At 50.2% G+C, this 17,237-nt stretch carries 9 protein-coding genes, 2 tRNA genes and 1 pseudogene; 3 read left to right on the top strand and 9 right to left on the bottom strand.

Translation table 11 applies throughout. The features are described from left to right. Positions 1 to 96 precede the first annotated feature (96 nt). From K6V98_RS05625 to K6V98_RS05590, 8 genes are all read right to left on the bottom strand, one after another. A tRNA-Lys gene (locus K6V98_RS05625) sits at positions 97 to 172 on the bottom strand. 132 nt (positions 173 to 304) lie between these two features. Next, on the bottom strand, positions 305 to 898 hold the full coding sequence (locus K6V98_RS05620; RefSeq protein WP_222199537.1) for a hypothetical protein: 594 nt from the start codon (positions 896 to 898) through the stop codon (positions 305 to 307). Beyond that, complete coding sequence (locus K6V98_RS05615) at positions 899 to 1,786, bottom strand: phosphoribosylaminoimidazolesuccinocarboxamide synthase (RefSeq protein ID WP_371734531.1); 888 nt, start codon at positions 1,784 to 1,786, stop codon at positions 899 to 901. A gap of 145 nt (positions 1,787 to 1,931) precedes the next feature. Next, positions 1,932 to 3,791, bottom strand: a complete 1,860-nt coding sequence (locus K6V98_RS05610; RefSeq protein WP_306792775.1) for a sensor histidine kinase — start codon at positions 3,789 to 3,791, stop codon at positions 1,932 to 1,934. Between the two features lie 206 nt (positions 3,792 to 3,997). Then, a complete protein-coding gene (locus tag K6V98_RS05605) occupies positions 3,998 to 4,726 on the bottom strand; it encodes a response regulator (RefSeq protein ID WP_222199535.1) in 729 nt (242 codons plus the stop codon). Between the two features lie 302 nt (positions 4,727 to 5,028). After that, the gene (locus tag K6V98_RS05600; protein ID WP_371734530.1) at positions 5,029 to 6,264 is read right to left on the bottom strand and encodes a hypothetical protein; all 1,236 of its coding nucleotides are present in this window, start codon (positions 6,262 to 6,264) and stop codon (positions 5,029 to 5,031) included. A 218-nt stretch (positions 6,265 to 6,482) separates the two neighbouring features. Further along, a complete protein-coding gene (purB, locus tag K6V98_RS05595) occupies positions 6,483 to 7,826 on the bottom strand; it encodes an adenylosuccinate lyase (protein WP_222199534.1) in 1,344 nt (447 codons plus the stop codon). 279 nt (positions 7,827 to 8,105) lie between these two features. Further along, positions 8,106 to 9,008, bottom strand: a complete 903-nt coding sequence (locus K6V98_RS05590) for a hypothetical protein (RefSeq protein ID WP_222199533.1) — start codon at positions 9,006 to 9,008, stop codon at positions 8,106 to 8,108. 468 nt (positions 9,009 to 9,476) lie between these two features. Between K6V98_RS05590 and K6V98_RS05585 the strand changes: the two genes are divergently transcribed. From K6V98_RS05585 to K6V98_RS05575, 3 genes and pseudogenes are all read left to right on the top strand, one after another. Then, positions 9,477 to 10,775: a hypothetical protein gene (locus tag K6V98_RS05585; protein ID WP_222199532.1), complete on the top strand. Its 1,299-nt coding sequence runs from the start codon at positions 9,477 to 9,479 to the stop codon at positions 10,773 to 10,775. A 272-nt stretch (positions 10,776 to 11,047) separates the two neighbouring features. Continuing rightward, a tRNA-Gly gene (locus K6V98_RS05580) sits at positions 11,048 to 11,122 on the top strand. Between the two features lie 156 nt (positions 11,123 to 11,278). After that, positions 11,279 to 11,830 (top strand): annotated as a pseudogene (locus K6V98_RS05575) (glutathione peroxidase). A gap of 231 nt (positions 11,831 to 12,061) precedes the next feature. Here the strand turns inward: K6V98_RS05575 and K6V98_RS05570 are convergent. After that, positions 12,062 to 16,891 (bottom strand): discoidin domain-containing protein, encoded by a 4,830-nt coding sequence (locus K6V98_RS05570; protein WP_222199531.1) that lies wholly within the window; start codon positions 16,889 to 16,891, stop codon positions 12,062 to 12,064. Between the last annotated feature and the right edge of the window lie 346 nt (positions 16,892 to 17,237).

Below are 17,237 nucleotides of genomic sequence, written 5' to 3'. Positions count from 1 at the left end.
GATCAAAAGAGTATACTTTGAATTCTTTAACCCCTCTATCCGGATGTTCGATTAAAAAAATAGGGCACCGAACACGGTACCCTACCTGCGGTTATTTGGTGCGCCGTCAGGGAATCGAACCCTGGACCTTGGGATTAAAAGTCCCCTGCTCTGCCAGCTGAGCTAACGGCGCGCGATCAGGATTGTAACATGCAACGGCCGTCGAGGTTGCGCACACAATACGATCGTTTGATGCCTGCACGAGAACCATCGTCCACGGCTATAGCCCCAGCCCGCATCAGCGCTTCCTCATGCGACCGCGCACTCACTTGACCTTGCGCTTACCCTTATCCTTTTCTTTGCGAGCGCCACGCTCAAGCACGGCAGACATCCGGCTCTCACTCAAGCCCTTTGCGCGCGCCTGCGCTTCCGTGCGGATCGGGCGAATTTTGATGAAGTCAAATGCAAAACCCGCAATGATACACACGTAGGACATGCCGACAGTTACGTATTGCGCAATCTTCATCGGCTCACTTGCACGCTCGCCAATAAGCGCCAGCAAGGCAAAACCAATCGCTACAAAGACCATGCCCGCTGCCATAAGACCAATCCAAATGCGGCGGTACCTGGGATAATCAGGATCTTCACGCATCAAAATCGTAGATGCCGTATAGATGCGATCCTCACGTCGGCGCAACTCTTGCTTGCGCGCGCGCTTCTCTTCACGGCTGAGTCCTGCTAAAGACTCGCCCTGATCCACCTGACGACGCTTTGCCTTGGCGCTTGCTGGCACCACGCGCACAGAAGAAGCAGCGGCACGCGTTGGCTTAGCAGAAGCAGCAGAGCGGCGTGCCATACCTGACTTACCTTCGCGCATCTGCTCTTGGGATCGTTGATTTAAGGGGCTTCGGGTGCTCACTTACACGCGCTCCTTCATGGCCTCGAACGTCTCTCCAGTAATAATGACATATGCCTCGCGATACCGCGCGGATGTACCCTCAATAACCTCTGCAGGAAGCTTTGGAGCATCGCCTGAGAAATCCCAATGAGCCTTCAGCCAATCGCGCACGTATTGCTTATCGTAGCTCGGCTGTACGGCACCCTCCACATACGAATCAGCTGGCCAAAAACGACTTGAATCGGGGGTCAAGCACTCATCGATCAGCGTAACCTTGCCGTCAATGATGCCAAACTCAAACTTGGTATCGGCAATGATAATTCCGCGCTGGGCGGCATACCGAGCGGCTTCCGTGTAGATCGTAAGCGAGAGATCACGAATTGTCTCTGCGGTTTCTTTTCCCACGATATCAACGGTTTGCTCAAAAGAAATATTCTCGTCATGCTCCCCAATAGCCGCCTTTGTAGACGGTGTAAACAAAGGCTCAGGCAACCGAGACGCCTCGGTAAGACCTGCTGGAAGCTGGATACCACAAACAGTGCCATCCTGGTCATACGTTTTTTTACCCGAGCCGGTGAGATAGCCACGCACAATGCACTCAATAGGAATGGGACGCGCCTTCTTTACCAGCATCGTACGACCCGCAAGATAGGTGGAGTACTCACTAAATTCAGGGGGAAAATCTGCCGGATCAATTGAGATCATATGATTGGGCACGAGATCAGCAAAGCGCTCAAACCAGAAAGCAGAGATACGATTGAGCACCTCTCCTTTGAATGGAATCTCATCAGGGAGAATGTAATCGAATGCCGAGATACGATCCGTTGCAACCATGAGCAACGCATCGCCCATGTCGTAGATGTCGCGCACCTTGCCACAAGAATCAGGACGACGACTCAGTGATGTCACGCTGACCAGCTCCTTCGAGATTAGCGAGTTAGGCTGCTCATTTGATCGCACCATCGCAGCAGCCCGCTCATCATTGTAGTAGAACGACGAATAAGCAGGCTCCTCAAGTAGTGTGACATTTTGTGCGTAACATTTTGTACGCAGTCTATTCCGCCGCTTCAGCCATATGCTCGCGGGGCAAATTGATCGTAAAAGTGGTTCCGTGGCCCAGTTCAGATTCAACCGAAATAAAGCCCTGGTGACGCTCAACGATCATCTTGGTTACCGCCAGACCAACGCCTAGGCCTCCCGCCACGCGCGCACGGCTTGCATCTGCTCGCCAAAAGCGGCCAAACACTCGCGACAAATCCTCTTTTGCAATACCAATGCCTGTGTCTGAAATTGAAATCTGAACCTGTTTTCGCTCGGCAACAACCGAAACAACAACCCAGCCGTCCTCAGGCGTATAGCGCATGGCGTTACTCATAATGTTAATTACGGCCTGCGAAATCATGTCAGCATCAATCTCGGCCGTAGCGCCCTTACCCTGCGTTTCATCGTTAAAGCGCAGGTTTAAATCGCGCTGAATAAAGAGTTGTTCTTGGTTCGCCACAATAGATCTCACCAGCGAAACCACATCAACCGACTTAATATTCATCGGCTCATGCGCGCTTTCCATACGAGAAATATCCAGCATTTTTTGAACAAGCCGAGCCAGGCGGCGCGTCTCAGAGGCAACGGTTTCTAGGTGCTCAGCATCGGTGGGATAGACTCCATCTTGCATAGCTTCAACCGTTGCGAGCATCGCCATGAGCGGCGTGCGCAGCTCGTGAGCAACATCGGAGGTGAGACGACGTTCGTGGCGCAGATCCTTCTCCAGCGATACCGCCATCTCATCGAAGGTCTCTCCGAGCCGATCGATCTCGTCATCCCCGCGCATACCCGTACGCGCCGTGAGGTCACCATCGCGAATTTGTTTTGCCGTGCCTGTAATCCGGCGAATTGGATTGGTGAGCATGCGCGATACAAGCAGGCCAATGAACACCGAAATAATGACCGCGACCAGCGCAGCGAGACCCATGGCATTAAACGTTTTTTGCCGAAACGCTGCATCGGCCTTTGTCAGCAGCGCATCGCTGCCTAACACCCACATTCTGAGGGTGCCAATTTCCGTTCCATCCGAGGTCAGAATGACCTGAGAAATGGCTCCTTCTTGGTCGGTTGGAGCCTGGGAAACGAGGGCATGAGCCGGCTCGTCGCGCTCCTCACGCATGCCACGACCAGAGGCGCTTTCTGAAGAAGTATTTGCAGTCGCTCCCGAGGGGTCTCCGGGCAGCGCCCCCGTCATCCCTGAAGGATCTCCGGGCAACACACCGGTCGCAGCAGAAGAGGCACCTACAGCTGCACCAACATGCGTATCCGACTCCGGCGTAGCAGGAGCGGTTCCGTGCGCACTATCTTGCCCCACTTCCCCGCCACGAGCCACAGCGCCAGTCGTGCTGCCCGCTGCACTCGATGCAGCATCGCTCGACGCACTACCGCTCGGCGCACCAGACGACGCTTCTCCTGTCCCTTGACTACCCTGAGCGGTAGCACGGGCAGCAGCCTCAGACTCCGCCTCGCGCTTGATCTCGGCAGCAACGGCAGCAGCCGGCCATGTATCGTCATACAAAACCGTGCCATCAACATCGAGCACCTGCATACCAATGTCTTCAGAAACCACGCCTGATCCGGCCAGCTCATCCAACAAACGTATCGTCCAGCGACCCTCACGCTCATAACCATGAGCAAGCTTGATGGACGCCAATCGAGCAAATTCTTCTACATTGGCACGGGTGTAATCAGAAAAGGCACCACCCCACACCACGGTTACCACAAGCGCCATGATGAGCACGGTCATAAACGAAGTCAGTGCAAATGAAACAGCCATGCGTGAGCCATAGCTCATGCCAGTACGTGGGTTTGTGCGCGGCGTATTCCAGCTCGCTCTTGAGCCAGACGTGTTGGGTGTCTCTCTATCAGACATAGCTCCACCAGATATCTTTGAGCTCAGCAAAGCCGAGGCAGACGTCTCTGAGTCGGACGAGCTTGAACAAGACACACGGTCTCGTCTCGAAGAGCCGGGCGAGTCCGTCTCGTTATGTGAGCACAAGCCGTCAGGCGCACTATCAGCGCCTGACGAGCGGTCTTGCTCTTCGCGCTTCCCGCCGATAAGACTGGCAGGAGGCATCATTAGGAATTAGCCTGTGCGTCCTCAGACTGCTTAACTGGAGCCTCAAAACGATAGCCCACACCGTGGACGGTATAGAGCCATTTGGGATGCTTGGGGTCGTCTCCCAGCTTGGCGCGCAGGTTCTTTACATGCGAATCAATCGTGCGCTCGTATCCCTCAAAGTCATAGCCGAGCACCTTCTCCACCAGCTCCATTCGGTTATACACACGGCCAGGATGGCGGGCAAGGGTGGTGAGCAGCTTGAACTCAGAGGCAGTAAGGTCAACCTCATGACCCTCGACGAGGATCTTATGGCCAGAAATATCAATAACCAGATCACCAAAGTCGAGCACCTCAACAAGGGGTTCCTCAACCAGGTGAGTACGACGGAACAGCGCCCTTACTCGAGCAATGAGTTCACGTGGAGAGAACGGCTTGATAAGATAATCATCAGCACCAAGCTCAAGACCGATAATACGATCCTCAACCTCGCCCTTGGCGGTCAGCATAATAATGGGCACATCTGACGTGTCTCTAATAGCGCGGCAGACCCGCTCACCAGAAAGCTTGGGAAGCATGAGGTCGAGCACAATGAGATCAAATTGGTGCTTCTCAAACTCCTCAACTGCCGACTGGCCATCCCCCACGCCAACTACCCAGTAGCCCTCACGCTCGAGGTAGGCAGCCACCGCATCACGGATAGACTTCTCGTCCTCTACCAGCAAAATCTTACGCGCGTCCGAAGCCATGCTCGGCCTCCTTACCACTTACGTTCATACTCCGACCCATAGTACCGCAGGGTGCTTTAACATTTCTACCCCGGCAGCGAAGACCTCAAACCCGGCGGCCGTATATTGACGGTGGACGGAGCGAATATCTCAGTAAATGGGCTCGCCCAGGCTCACCATACACCACCCATGCAGCACGAAACAGGATGAGCGTCTGACCCAGTGACCGCGCCTCACACTCAGGCACGCGATGCCTCACGGCATATCAACGCATGAGCCTCAGCACATGGACTCGTTTGACCCATTCAGGCGCTCTGCAAAAGTTATGCTTGCAAGCTCAACCATCGAGCCATGCCACTTGCGGGCGCCCCTTTAGCATCGCGAATCGTCGCATACGTTAGAACGCCTGTGGCTTCGCCCTCACTTGCGGGAAACTCTCCAAACCCAAGGGAGCGATCTGGACCAGAAACGCCTTCGATCTTTTCATTTTCTATATCTAAGGCGTAGTGAGCCGACTGCGTTTTAATCAAAAAGCGTGAACCAGAAAACATAATTTGAGCCAGTGGCTCACGGGCGAAAAAGACGAAGGAACCACCCTCACGTCCAATAAAGGTGCCCATTTTTCCCAGACTTCCGCCCGACTCATAGCTCGCCTCGATAGAAAATGCAAAGCGATCCTGGGCATACACCGCCTCAAATGGTCGAATACCTGAAGGAAGCACCAGCTGATCAAGCATCCCATGGGAAGTATCATCAAGATCGATTGCCGTCATGCCATAAAACGTACCCTCGTCATTGCGAACGCGTGGAGCAATCGTCAAAGAACGACCAGCAACCCGAGGCTTCGTAGCAAAGCGACCAGTTGACTCCCAAAGCACGCTGCCTTTTTCGTTTCCGGAAGTCCACATTAAACATTGAGAGGTCTCTGCGCGTTTTTTGCCAGTCGGCTGCGGCATCTTTTGCCAAATGACCGACGAACCTCGGCAGGTAAAAGACGCCGGTTCCCAATCCTGGTCTCCTGAGTCTAAGGTAATTGGATTGCCTGAAATGGAGCCATCAGTAAAAGGGCAGGCCAGCAAAGCCCAAGCACCAGCAATATAGTCAATCTCAAGCCAGGCAAAGATACTCTCTGACATGCGCACATCGTAAAAACTATAGCCGCGCCCGAGGCTTGCTTCTTCCATCAGCGTGAACGTGCGGCCAGATGCAGTAGAAAACGCGCCGAGCGTATTGGGATGCATCGCGGAATCTGGGGTGAGCATACAGGCAGCCCAGGATCCACCCGTGTGATAGAGCTTCGTGCCGAGAGGAACTTCCCACGTCTGTGCAGCTGAAACACCAAGATCTGCCTCTTCAAAATCTGAGAGCGCATCAATAATCTTCGAGGCGTCGGTAACAACTTGGGGCTCTCCGGCCTCTTCGCGCTTGGCCTTTGATGAGCAACCGAGAGCAGACAGTGCAGAAATACCAGCACCTGCCACAGCAGCTCCAGCGGTAAAGGCTCGCCTTGTGATGCCGCCCGAATGCAGCTGCTTCTCTTTTGATGCCTTTTTTCGCACGTACATTCCTCCCATGCAACAGATCTGCTCCCAGTATAGGAAGAGCTTTAATCAGACTCCACGCTCACTGTGAGAAGCACGCTATTCATACCCCTCATTTGAGGATACTGATCAAATGAATGAGGTTAGTCAAAATCCTATGAGGTAGGCAGGCTCAGTAGTTTTCGCTATCATGCTAGCGCCTGCATTTCAAGCGCTTACAAGCTAGGCTGTAAGACCTAAAACTCGAGAGTCTCCAAGCGATCAAACACCACATTGATACGTGTTAAGAAATCCCAGGGATCAAAGATCTCATCAAGCGTTTTTGAGCTGAGCGTGCACTCTGGATCTGCCTCTAGGCGCTCGCGAAGACCTGGCCCTTGTACTGCGTTGTGCACATCATCCCAAACAGTCATAGAATTGCGCTGCACGATCTTGTACGCATCCTCACGCGTAATACCAGTATCTACCAGAGCAAGCAGCACCTTGGATGAAAAGATGAGTCCACGCGTCAGGTCGAGATTTGCTCGCATGCGCGCCGGATAAAGCACCAGTCCATCCACCACACGAATCAGGCATTGAAACATATGGTCAAGAGCGATAAAGCTATCTGCTTGAGCCACGCGCTCAGCAGAGCTATGAGAGATATCGCGCTCATGCCAAAGTGCTACATTATCAAAGGCCACCTGAGCATTTGCCTTCACCACACGCGAGAGGCCGCAGACCTTCTCCATCGTAATGGGATTGCGCTTATGCGGCATTGCCGAAGACCCCTTTTGACCCTTCTTAAATGGCTCCTCTGCCTCTAAGGTATCGGTCTTTTGCAAGCTTCTAATCTCTATTGCAATACGCTCAAGGGTAGCCGCGCAGGTAGCAAGAACTCCTGCTAGCTGAGCGTGATGATCGCGACTAATGACCTGCGTGGACAAAGGATCGTGCACAAGGCTAAGATTTCGGCATACGTACTCTTCAACATAGGGATCAATTGAGCTATAGGTGCCAACAGCGCCAGAAATAGCGCCATATGCAATGCCTTCTCGCGCACTTATAAGGCGCTCAAGCGTGCGCTTCAGCTCCCAAGCCCAGCTTCCAAACTTCATTCCAAACGTCATTGGCTCAGCATGAATACCGTGAGTACGGCCTACGCAAAGCGTATTACGCTCCTCAAGCGCTCGACGCTGACAAATTGACCCCAGACTACGACAATCTTCAATTAAGAGATCACAGGCCTGAGTAAGCTGATAACACAGAGCCGTGTCTCCTAAATCTGAGCTCGTCATGCCATAGTGAACCCAGCGACTTGGCCGAGGCTTACCATCTGGCACCTCAGCATCAATATAACTTGCCATATTAGTAAGAAAGGCAATAACGTCATGATTTGTCACAGCTTCAATCTCGTCAACCTCAGCTGTATTGAATGCAGCATGCTCACGAATCCATGCTGCATCCTCACGCGTAATGCCACAGTGACCTAACTCAGCTTGAGCCTCACAAGCAAGCACTTCAATCTCTTGCCAGACAGCATATTTATTTTCGAGCGAAAAGATGTGGCCCATCTCAGGACGGGTATAGCGATCAATCATGCATGCCCCTTTGCCGCTATGTGAAACAAGCTATCGTACAGCTATTGTACACATCACTCATGTATGGCGTGTGCTGGGGCTTATGTTTCCTTTTGTGGCCTATCAGCCTCAGCCATATAGCTTGTATGACGACCAAGCTATATACGCTTAGCAACTCATTACGAACTTAAAAACGCTTTATAGCTAAAACGCTAGAGATGAAACGAGAAGAAGCCTCAATAGTGACAAAAAAATGCAGCCACCGAAGTGGCTGCATTCTGTCTTTTGTATGTAAGCTAATTACTTGAACTTACGTACCAGGACAGCACCCATGGTGCTTACGAAGCCAGCCATGCCAGCTACCAAACCTACGATGCTATCGCCAGTTGCAGGAAGCTTCTTGGCCTTGGTTTCCTTTTTAGTCTTAGCACCAGAAGACTTTTTGGAGTCAGGAGTCTCGGTCTTCTCATCCTTGGAACCAGGCTGCTGCTTATTCTCAGCGTTACCAGAAGGCGTCTGAGTACCGTTATTCTCAGTGGTATTGGACGGATTCTCGGGCGTCTCCGAAGGATTCTCGGTTGGTACCGACGGACGCTGATCAACGGTAATGCCGAGCTGCTTACCAGGGTTCAACTCCATCACGCGAAGGACATTCCTCATCTGACGACGCTCTTCACGAAGCTTCTCGAGTGATGCCTTGTTATCTGAAATGGACTTCAGAGCTGTTGGAACACCAGGAATCTCAGCATTGAGCTTAACGTTCTCTTCCTCAAGTGCTTTCTTCTCAGCAATCTCTTTCTGGAGGTAGTACTCGGGGGGAGTGCCGGCCTTTGTATAGGTGGCGATCATATCATCGATCTCGGCAATACGAGACGTGTTCTTATCGATCTTTGCCTGATTCTCAGCAGTCAGCTGCTTGATGAGATCAGTAGATGCAACGATTGCCTTCTCAAGATCAGCAATATCTGCATCGGCAGCAGCGACCATCTGCTCGAGCATTGGCTTGAGCTTCTTGTTCTGCTCAATAAGAACCTTGGGACGGTCCACTTTATTGACATCAATAACAGCCTGATCGCGAGCGGCAATAGCAGCCGGGCCACTACCAAGCTTATAGTTGTTCGCAGCAAATGCAGCAGGAACAATATTTGCAATCAGGAAACTCGCCGCTACTGCACCTACAGCAACTTTTCTTTTAATGTTCATACCTAACCCCTGACTCCTTCTACAGATCAGCCTACATTTCTCATCGACTAAATCGACAACTGGGATGACCAGAGAATAGCCCCCCCCCCCGCTTAAGTTGTCAAGCGATTAGCGAGATTTTTTTCAGCATCTCGGTTTTATTTTGTTTTCAGCTAGAACATTTTAGATAGACCATGCTGCCTGACTAAGTTTATCAGGGGTTTCTTTAAGCTCTTTACTTTTTTGAACGTATAGACGACACATAGTATGTCCATTTTTGACCGCTGTATATCAACAACACAGGCATCCAATCTGTACGCTTTATGCCCACAACACAGCCATCCAAAGCGCGCGTAAGACTTCTTTCACAGGTACTTTCTTCTTAGCTAAATACCCTTATCCGCTCCTGTAAGATATGAGGACAACATATATTAGTAACGAACAATAGTCTCGTGTGTCAGCATGCAGCCGTAGCTGCAAGCGGAGATGATGGAGAAAGAGTCTATGGATAACCAGGCCTCTACAACACAAATAACCGCCTCTTCTCAATCACAGACCTCCATGTCATCACATATAAGCGATCATATAGGTGACCTTATTAGCCTTCTTTCTGCCCTTGCTGGTATGTCTGCGCTCGTGGCGTATTTCTATCATGTTGGAATTGCACTGTCTGCAGGCTACCCCACCAGGCTTATTACTCCCGCTCCAATTGATCTCATTGAGCCAGCTATTTTGCTCATTGCCGCCGCACCGTGGATATTTATACGTTTCTCCTGCATTCGTCGAGCAAGCATTACTCTCCAGAAGGCTTCCCCGCAGATATTGAGTGATAAGGTGGGATCGCTCACAATCGTTGCGTATGCAGTGTTTCTCTTTCTGCCTATATTGTCCCTTACCTGCATAATCACAGATGAACATCTGCCTTTACTCGTAAGCGCCTGTTGTGGCCTGGTCTTTTCTCTCGGGGGGCTATTTTGGCTTTCTAAGAAGCGTCCCAATAAAGGCGTAGTAATTACGCTCCTTTCGCTTCTTGTGGCAGCAAGCGCCATAACACTTTTGACAATAGCGGCCTATATTTCTGCAAATCACACATTGAGCGTAGAAGGGACTGAGCGGCTGCCCTGGGTCGCTCTTTTTGCCTTGTGCATTCTTTCTGTTCTACTTGTTGTCTTCGGTGCTCTATCCACTCGATTCATCTGCGATCAGAACGTATTTGCCGCATCGGCTCTCTTATCAGTTGAGCTTATGCGTGCGGTTGGCGAGGCTTTTATATTAGTAATGTTTGCAGTCTTTCCATATAGCCTTGCCCAGTCTTTAGGCTATACAGGATCGGCAACCATACCGTTTTTGATAACAATGATGATCGGTATGATGCTAAATATAGTGTTAAGCAGACTAATAAGTGGTAGGAATGATCTTTCAACCGCCCGCTCAACCTTTGAAGAGTGGCATCACCGACTCCTGCGCATTAACCGTATTGCACTCATCTTATATGCAGTTTTTATCATTGCGGCAGGCGCAACACTCTGTGGATGGCACTTAGGTGGTGATCTTGGTCCTAAGATGATTGTTCACCAAATCCCAGAGGGAAGTATTTACCCTGACCGGAATCGTCCTCTTGAGGTGGTAGATATGTATGGTGGTGAGCGGGCTGTAGTAAAACTACTATGCAATAAAAAACAGGAGACTCCTGATACGGGCAGCTCTTGTGAGGGTACATCTAATCAGTTCCAGGTGATAAACCTCACTGATGGATTTGTTATCACCGAAATACAACCCGCGCCATAGCGGGTTTAATACCGTGGCGCTCTATCTCCTAAATAAACTAAAGATAAACATCGTGATACAAGAACAATCCTCTGTTTTGTGAGGGCTCCTCTGTGTGCGTCTTTCTAATGTCCTCAGCGCTGTGAGTGTGCCTTTACGTGCGTCTTTCTTATAAGAATTCCAATGAATATCATCTATCTACAGATTCGTCTCAAAAGGCAAGATTATTGAAAGAAGGAAGGCTTTCAAACGACAGGAAGCACAGATGCGGTATACTCCATGATACTGCTTTTGCGGGCGTCGCCAAGTGGTAAGGCACGAGCTTCCCAAGCTCGTATCCGCGGGTTCGAGTCCCGTCGCCCGCTCCATCTCATTGTCTTTGTGCTGAACTCTATGGTTTGTATCTCTTTTCTTTTAGATCTGCATAGCAACAGCTGCATCGGATATCAGGTTGTATAGGTAGTTTGCGCTCGATAGACGCGCGGGCTACCCATAACACCGTTTTTTGATGATGGAAGTACACAATGAGTTCTGTGTATGACTTTTCAATAAAAGACCGAGAAGGACAGGACGTAAGCCTTTCGGACTACACCGGTCAGGTTCTTTTTATTGTAAACACAGCAACAGAGTGTGGTTTTACCCCTACGTACGCCGATCTCCAAAAGCTTTATGAAGAGCTGCACGATAAGGGACTTTAAATTATTGATCTCCCGTGCAACCAGTTTGGTCAGCAGGCTCCAGGAACAGCTGAGGAAATTCACACGTTTTGTACAGGACGCTTTGGGGTCACATTCCCTCAGTTTGGCAAGATCGAGGTTAATGGCGATCATGAGGATCCGCTGTACACATGGCTTAAGAGCGAGCGCGGGTTTGCTGGCTTTGATCCAAACCATAAAATCACGCCCATCCTTGTTGATATACTCAGCAAGGCAAATCCTCAATGGCAAGAGAGTTCCGATATTACCTGGAATTTCACAAAGTTTTTAGTTGATCGCACCGGGCATGTAGTTGAGCGCTTTGAACCAACTGCCGATATTGAGACGGTAGTTAAACCTGCTGTGGACGCGCTTCTTTAGCATCTGCGTCCTTTGCACGCCTGTGCTTCTCCAAAGTGTATCGAGGATACTTGTGGCGTATGCACAATGAGTGCTTGTATGTTTCTCATAGTCTCAGCATAGTAACCCCAGGGCTAGATAATAGCTTTAGGAATATATGCTCTGCCAAACTTCAGAAACCTTGTCTCCTCTATAACAAAGGTGCCTACAGCATAAACACTGCAGGCACCTTTTTACACTCTGTATACTCTGCTACTTCCTGCGACGGCGGGAGGTAAGAACCCCTGTAGTCAAAACTCCTACTGCACTGAAAAGAGCGGTTGCGGCTACACCAATACCATCTGAAGTTTTAGGTAACTTAGTAGCTGGTTTTCCCAATCCTTGCTTCTTTGAATCCTTTTTCTGCACGTGCTCGTTGTGTTTCCCGGAGAGCGGTTCTTCGTTTTTCTTGAACACTGCAGTCAGTACGAGATCTTTCGTAACAGGCAGCGAGAAGTCGTAGGCTTCAAGCGTCTGTATACCCAACAAGTTCAAAGGAGCAGATATAAGCAGACGAGCTCCTTGAGTATGCACGCCGACTTGTACAGCCTTTGGCGTTGCCCAATACATAAAGGTATAGCCAGGCTTTACTGGGTCTTGCGGGCGGGGCGCGAGCTCACCTTCTTTTACCTGTATTGTGGCATTAACCACACCATCGACCACAAACTGAACGCTGTATTCTTTGACGCTCGGGGTTTCAGTACCCGGATTCGGGTTCTCGGTGCCCGGGTTTGGTTGCTCGGTACCTGGATCCGGGTTTTCGGTACCCGGGGTATCGTGAGGATCAGGCGCTGGAGGCACCGGATCCTTAATTTCTACAGCATCAAGCTGGAGCATAGCATTCAAGAGGCTGGTAAGCGCATGGGTCACATCAGCGGCTGCAGGGCTAGCCGCTTGGACAATAGCTTGAGCAGCTTCACGTGACTCAGCAAGCTTTGCCCACGACGCGGGCGTGTAGCTCTTTTCCGCAAGGCTCTTTGCTTGCTTTAAAGCTTCTTGCAGCCGTTGTATGTCCTTCTTGCTCTCATCAACCTGAATCTGAATCTCTGCAGCTGATGCAAAACGATTGCCAGGCTTCGATTTGGTAAATACCAACTTCACATGCGTGACATCATCTACAGCGTCGAAAGAAATGGTAGTGGGGCGCGCTGGGTTGCTTACAGCACCTTCAGCAACGCTCTTATAACTCGCACCATTGTTTGTGCTCACTTCAACACGATATTGCTCAAGCCTGCCATTTTCTCCATCAGAGCGCGGTACATACACCATGCCTGTCACAGAAGATGGCTCTTGAAGCTTCGCTTCAATCCAATATGTTGGGCCCTGATCCGGTTGAGATGACCAACGAGTATGCCAGATCGTGTTTGGATCCCCGTCAAACGCCGCTGAAGCCGGTGTATTCTCTTGGGCGGTTTCTTCGCTTGAAGCCGTTGCTGAAACAACAGAGGCGACCATTTCATCTGCAGGTTTTGGCGTAAGTGCCTTAAGTGCACGAGATAGGCGGGTTCGATATACCTCAACCTGCTCTTGCATAGCCGCCGGTAAGTCACGCTCAATGACCTGTATGGCTTCGTTGAGCTCATGAACGCTCTCTGCGCTGAACCGCGACAGGTCTTTTGGAACAGCCGCAAGAAGCGCATCGACCTGTTCGTAATTTGCCTTTTTAAAGGACAATTCCGACAATCTTTTTGATAGAGCTGAGAGAGCCGTCTGTATAGCCTCACCCTCCGGGTTCATCTCTTCAACTAAAGGTGCAGCTTCCTGAACGAGGCGGAGCAACTCAGGATCATTCGTCTCTGTTAACACTGCCCGAGCTTTTTGGAGTGCCGCATCTAATTTCATAGTGGAAGAAAACGCTGCGTCACTTGATACACGAACATCGTCGATAAAGCCCTCAAAGCCATGAGTTTTTGACCCAATTTGCTTCAAAGGAAGCATGGAGGTTGCTTTGAGCTTGCCTCTTCCGTTTTGACCAAGTGTCTCTACTTTTGTTCCGTTTACATAAAGTGTTGTGAAATCTTTTATATTCTTAAACTCAAGCTCAACCCACTCACCCACGGGCAGCTTGTAATTGAATGAGTAGTCTCGTCCCTCACGTGAGAAACCAACTTTCCCTGTTCCGCTTTGTATGGCCTTGATTGCACCATAAGCACTCTCAAAAAGAATCTGCTCGTCAGTTGAAGCGTTGGTACGCTTTACTTTGACACGTAGATTGTTGCCAAGACCAACAGTATCGAGACCTGTTTGAACAACAGAACCAGTTACGAGCTTAAGAGCGTTCCTGCCGTCCACGGTAACAAGCTGAGCCCCTCCGTCGAGCGTCAAATCTTCGACCATGCCAGATGAATCCGACAGGTTATTCATCTTATAATGGGCAATTACACCAGATTGATCTTTTTTAACCTTATAACCAAAGTTAGTATTTGGCGCATCTCCCAGCTGTGCTGCACGCTCAGTCAGCGCATTTAAGGGAAGTGAAGTCTTGCCCCAGCTTGCGGCCGCATAATAAGCTGCTGAATGACGAATTCGATCATAGATATCATATTCAGACATGCCATTTTCGCGGCGGCCTGTCATATCATTCCACACTGCAAACGAGCCACCGAGCATCTGTTTGTCGCCTGCCGGAATCGTAGTGCGCCCGATAGTGTTAATAGCGCTGTTATACACCGTTGCCGGATTGAGATAGTCGCCATAGTAAGTAGCATTCGGCACCATATAGTACGTTCCATCATTACTGTTAATGAGGCCGAATCCGAGCTTGTACATCTCTTTCATATCGGCCCATGTGCCGTTCCACAGATTGATCTCGCGCAGTTTACCTGAGGCTGATGTGCCCTGAACTGCTACATTACCGCTTCCGCGAATGTGAGACAGGCTTCCCCAGATACGTGTCGTTCGCCCTGTAGCTTCAATATGTGCAAACAAATCATTTACGAAACGACGGTATGCGTCACCATCTGCTTCAAACTCATCAGCACCAATATGGAGAGTTGTTTGTTCATCAAAAACAGGGTTTTCACCGCTTATATATTCATCCCACACACTTTTCACGAAGGAAAGTGACTCATCATACTTTGTCGCAATATTCAGATGATCATTTCCGCGGTGCGTCATGCTTCTTGGTGTTCTTAAATCGGGGCGCACTTTAGTAAACGCCAACGAATGCGCCGGGGTATCAAACTCCGGAACCACGTTGACACCAATAGCCCGTGCTTGAGTAATAAAATCACGGAAATCTTTTTTGCTATACCAGACATCTTTGCTGGTGAGGTCTGCCTTATTACGACCGCTATCGCCCCCGGCCTTTATATCAGACTCAAGACGAAATCCTGAGTATGCCTCATCAACCTTGTCGTCGGTATACTCTTCAACCCAGATATAGTTATCGTTGAGATGAACCTGCAGATCGTTCAGCTTATACCAGGCAAGCTCACGGCTGAGCTGTTTCAAAAAATCAAGCGTAAAGGTTTTACGCCCCACATCTAAAATAAGTCCGCGCACCCTATACAAAGGATAGTCGCGAGCAGTACCTTGCGGAATACTCTTGGTATTTGAGCCTACCAGCGCCTGCAACACCGTCCGCGTAGACCAGTAAGCACCCTGAGGGCCTCCCGCACGGACAGTAACCGCATCGCCAACCTCCATATAGTAGCCCTCGTTTCCCAATTCATTATGGTCAGTGCCTGCTGGCGTCAATAAGATGTCTCCTGCTTGCGCATCAGAACCTGCAACTACCTCGAGCTGTGTACCAAATAGATCGGAATAATCATTGGCAAGCTCGTCAGCTGCATGTTTATAAGCTGGATCAGCATAGAGAATACGTGAGGTTGGACAGATCGAAAACACTCCAGATCCACCCTTCCACTCACGTAGCTCAGGGATAATTTTTGGCGCTGGATTATCTTCAGCCTCCACGGTATGAGATCCAGGAACAGTAACGGGGATCTCGCGGAAAATCATATTTCCGGGGTTCTCTTTCTCAACAACCTTAAACGACACAACAACCTGAGTATCCACGATAGGCTTGTAAATCGTTAGATCGTCTCCGATCACCTGCTCATAATCAGTTCCGTTATATGTAGCCATAAAACGCTGCGACTGTGGGAGCTGTATGTTGAGCTTAGTGTCTGTGGGCCCTGGCGTGGTAAGGCTGATAGCTGCAGCCACATCTTCTAAGGTCTCAGATACAGGCGGTTCACCACCATAGGCTTCGATTTCAAACAGCGAGATATTTCCCCAGGCAACGCCACCATCGGGGTCTGCATAGGTATTTTCATCCACATACAGCCTCAAATAACGACCGGTCGCTACCTGATTCAGACGGATCATATCTCTGAGTGCCGATGGATGAGACGGATTTTCATACACCGTCTGCCATGCAGCGCTATCAGCCGCTGGCATCTGATCCCCTGTTGCAATCTGGATGCGGTATCCCTTGGCTTTACGCATTTCCCAAAAGATACGGACGGTTTTAATGCTCCGCTCTTTGCCAAAATCAATGGCAATCCAATGAGGTCCGCCGTTTCGGTTTTGGCTGGCATCTACCACACTGGACCAACGTGAAGAGCGAGAGCTGGTATCCCCATCCACCGCTTTTGATGCGGGCAAGCTCGGTGCTTCTACAGAATCAGCTACAACCTGCATACCTCGAGCGATATTTTCTGCAGGATCTTGTGCTTCGGCAGGAGCTGCTGCTAACACGGTATGAGATTTTTCGTTTTGCGATGCTTGAGCATCTGAGGATAGGGCGTCTGCGTGCGATGCTGTTGGTGCGAAAGTTGCATCAGATAATGCAGTGACTTCCGCTTCAGCAGTGGAGGTAAGTACTGCGGATGTATCGAGCGCAGAGGCTACTGTTGGTTCAGATACCGCTGCTAAAGCCGGACGAACACCTGTGGGGCTCAGAGCAAGGAGAGCTGCTACAAAAAGCGTAGCAAGACCGGAGCGTATACTCAGGTTTTTCGGTCGGCGTTTTTGTAACCACAGCTGATCCACTCTCGTGGAGCTGTTGCTTTGTACCGTCTTCCTTGCATCGCCCATACCGTACACCCCTTGTTATTCTCATGCTCTGTCTGCACATACGACGAGACCTCATGCTGCGACCTCATGTTGCGCAATCCTCATAATTTTCTGACTGAGGGTAAGGACGCTTAGGTTGTACGGAAATATATTTCGGTGAACGGTTTTATGAAGAGTATCAACGGTATTGAATTCCCGCCTAGATTCATACAGGTATTGCAGACTTATTACCAGTAGAACCGCTCTTTCATGCATAGGTTGGACACGCCTGTTTCTTGATCTTTCATCCATGGGCTGGGCGCGATGGGAGCGTTCTAGGACTGAGACTCTGTGCCCTCGGCATTTGTGAGCAAGAGGATGAATAAGG

Origin of the sequence: Collinsella ureilytica, from assembly GCF_019795105.1 — a bacterium.
Classification (GTDB): Bacteria; Actinomycetota; Coriobacteriia; order Coriobacteriales; family Coriobacteriaceae; genus Collinsella; species Collinsella ureilytica.
Note: the sequence above shows the minus strand (reverse complement) of the source record. Positions and strands in the feature narration are given on the sequence as shown.

Excerpts from the sequence above, each read along its gene's own strand:
- K6V98_RS05610 (WP_306792775.1), bottom strand. The coding sequence starts at position 3,791 with ATGTCTGATAGAGAGACACCCAACACGTCTGGCTCAAGAGCGAGCTGG.
- K6V98_RS05605 (WP_222199535.1), bottom strand. The coding sequence starts at position 4,726 with ATGGCTTCGGACGCGCGTAAGATTTTGCTGGTAGAGGACGAGAAGTCT.
- purB (WP_222199534.1), bottom strand. The coding sequence starts at position 7,826 with ATGATTGATCGCTATACCCGTCCTGAGATGGGCCACATCTTTTCGCTC.
- K6V98_RS05590 (WP_222199533.1), bottom strand. The coding sequence starts at position 9,008 with ATGAACATTAAAAGAAAAGTTGCTGTAGGTGCAGTAGCGGCGAGTTTC.
- K6V98_RS05585 (WP_222199532.1), top strand. The coding sequence starts at position 9,477 with ATGGAGAAAGAGTCTATGGATAACCAGGCCTCTACAACACAAATAACC.
- K6V98_RS05570 (WP_222199531.1), bottom strand. The coding sequence starts at position 16,891 with ATGGGCGATGCAAGGAAGACGGTACAAAGCAACAGCTCCACGAGAGTG.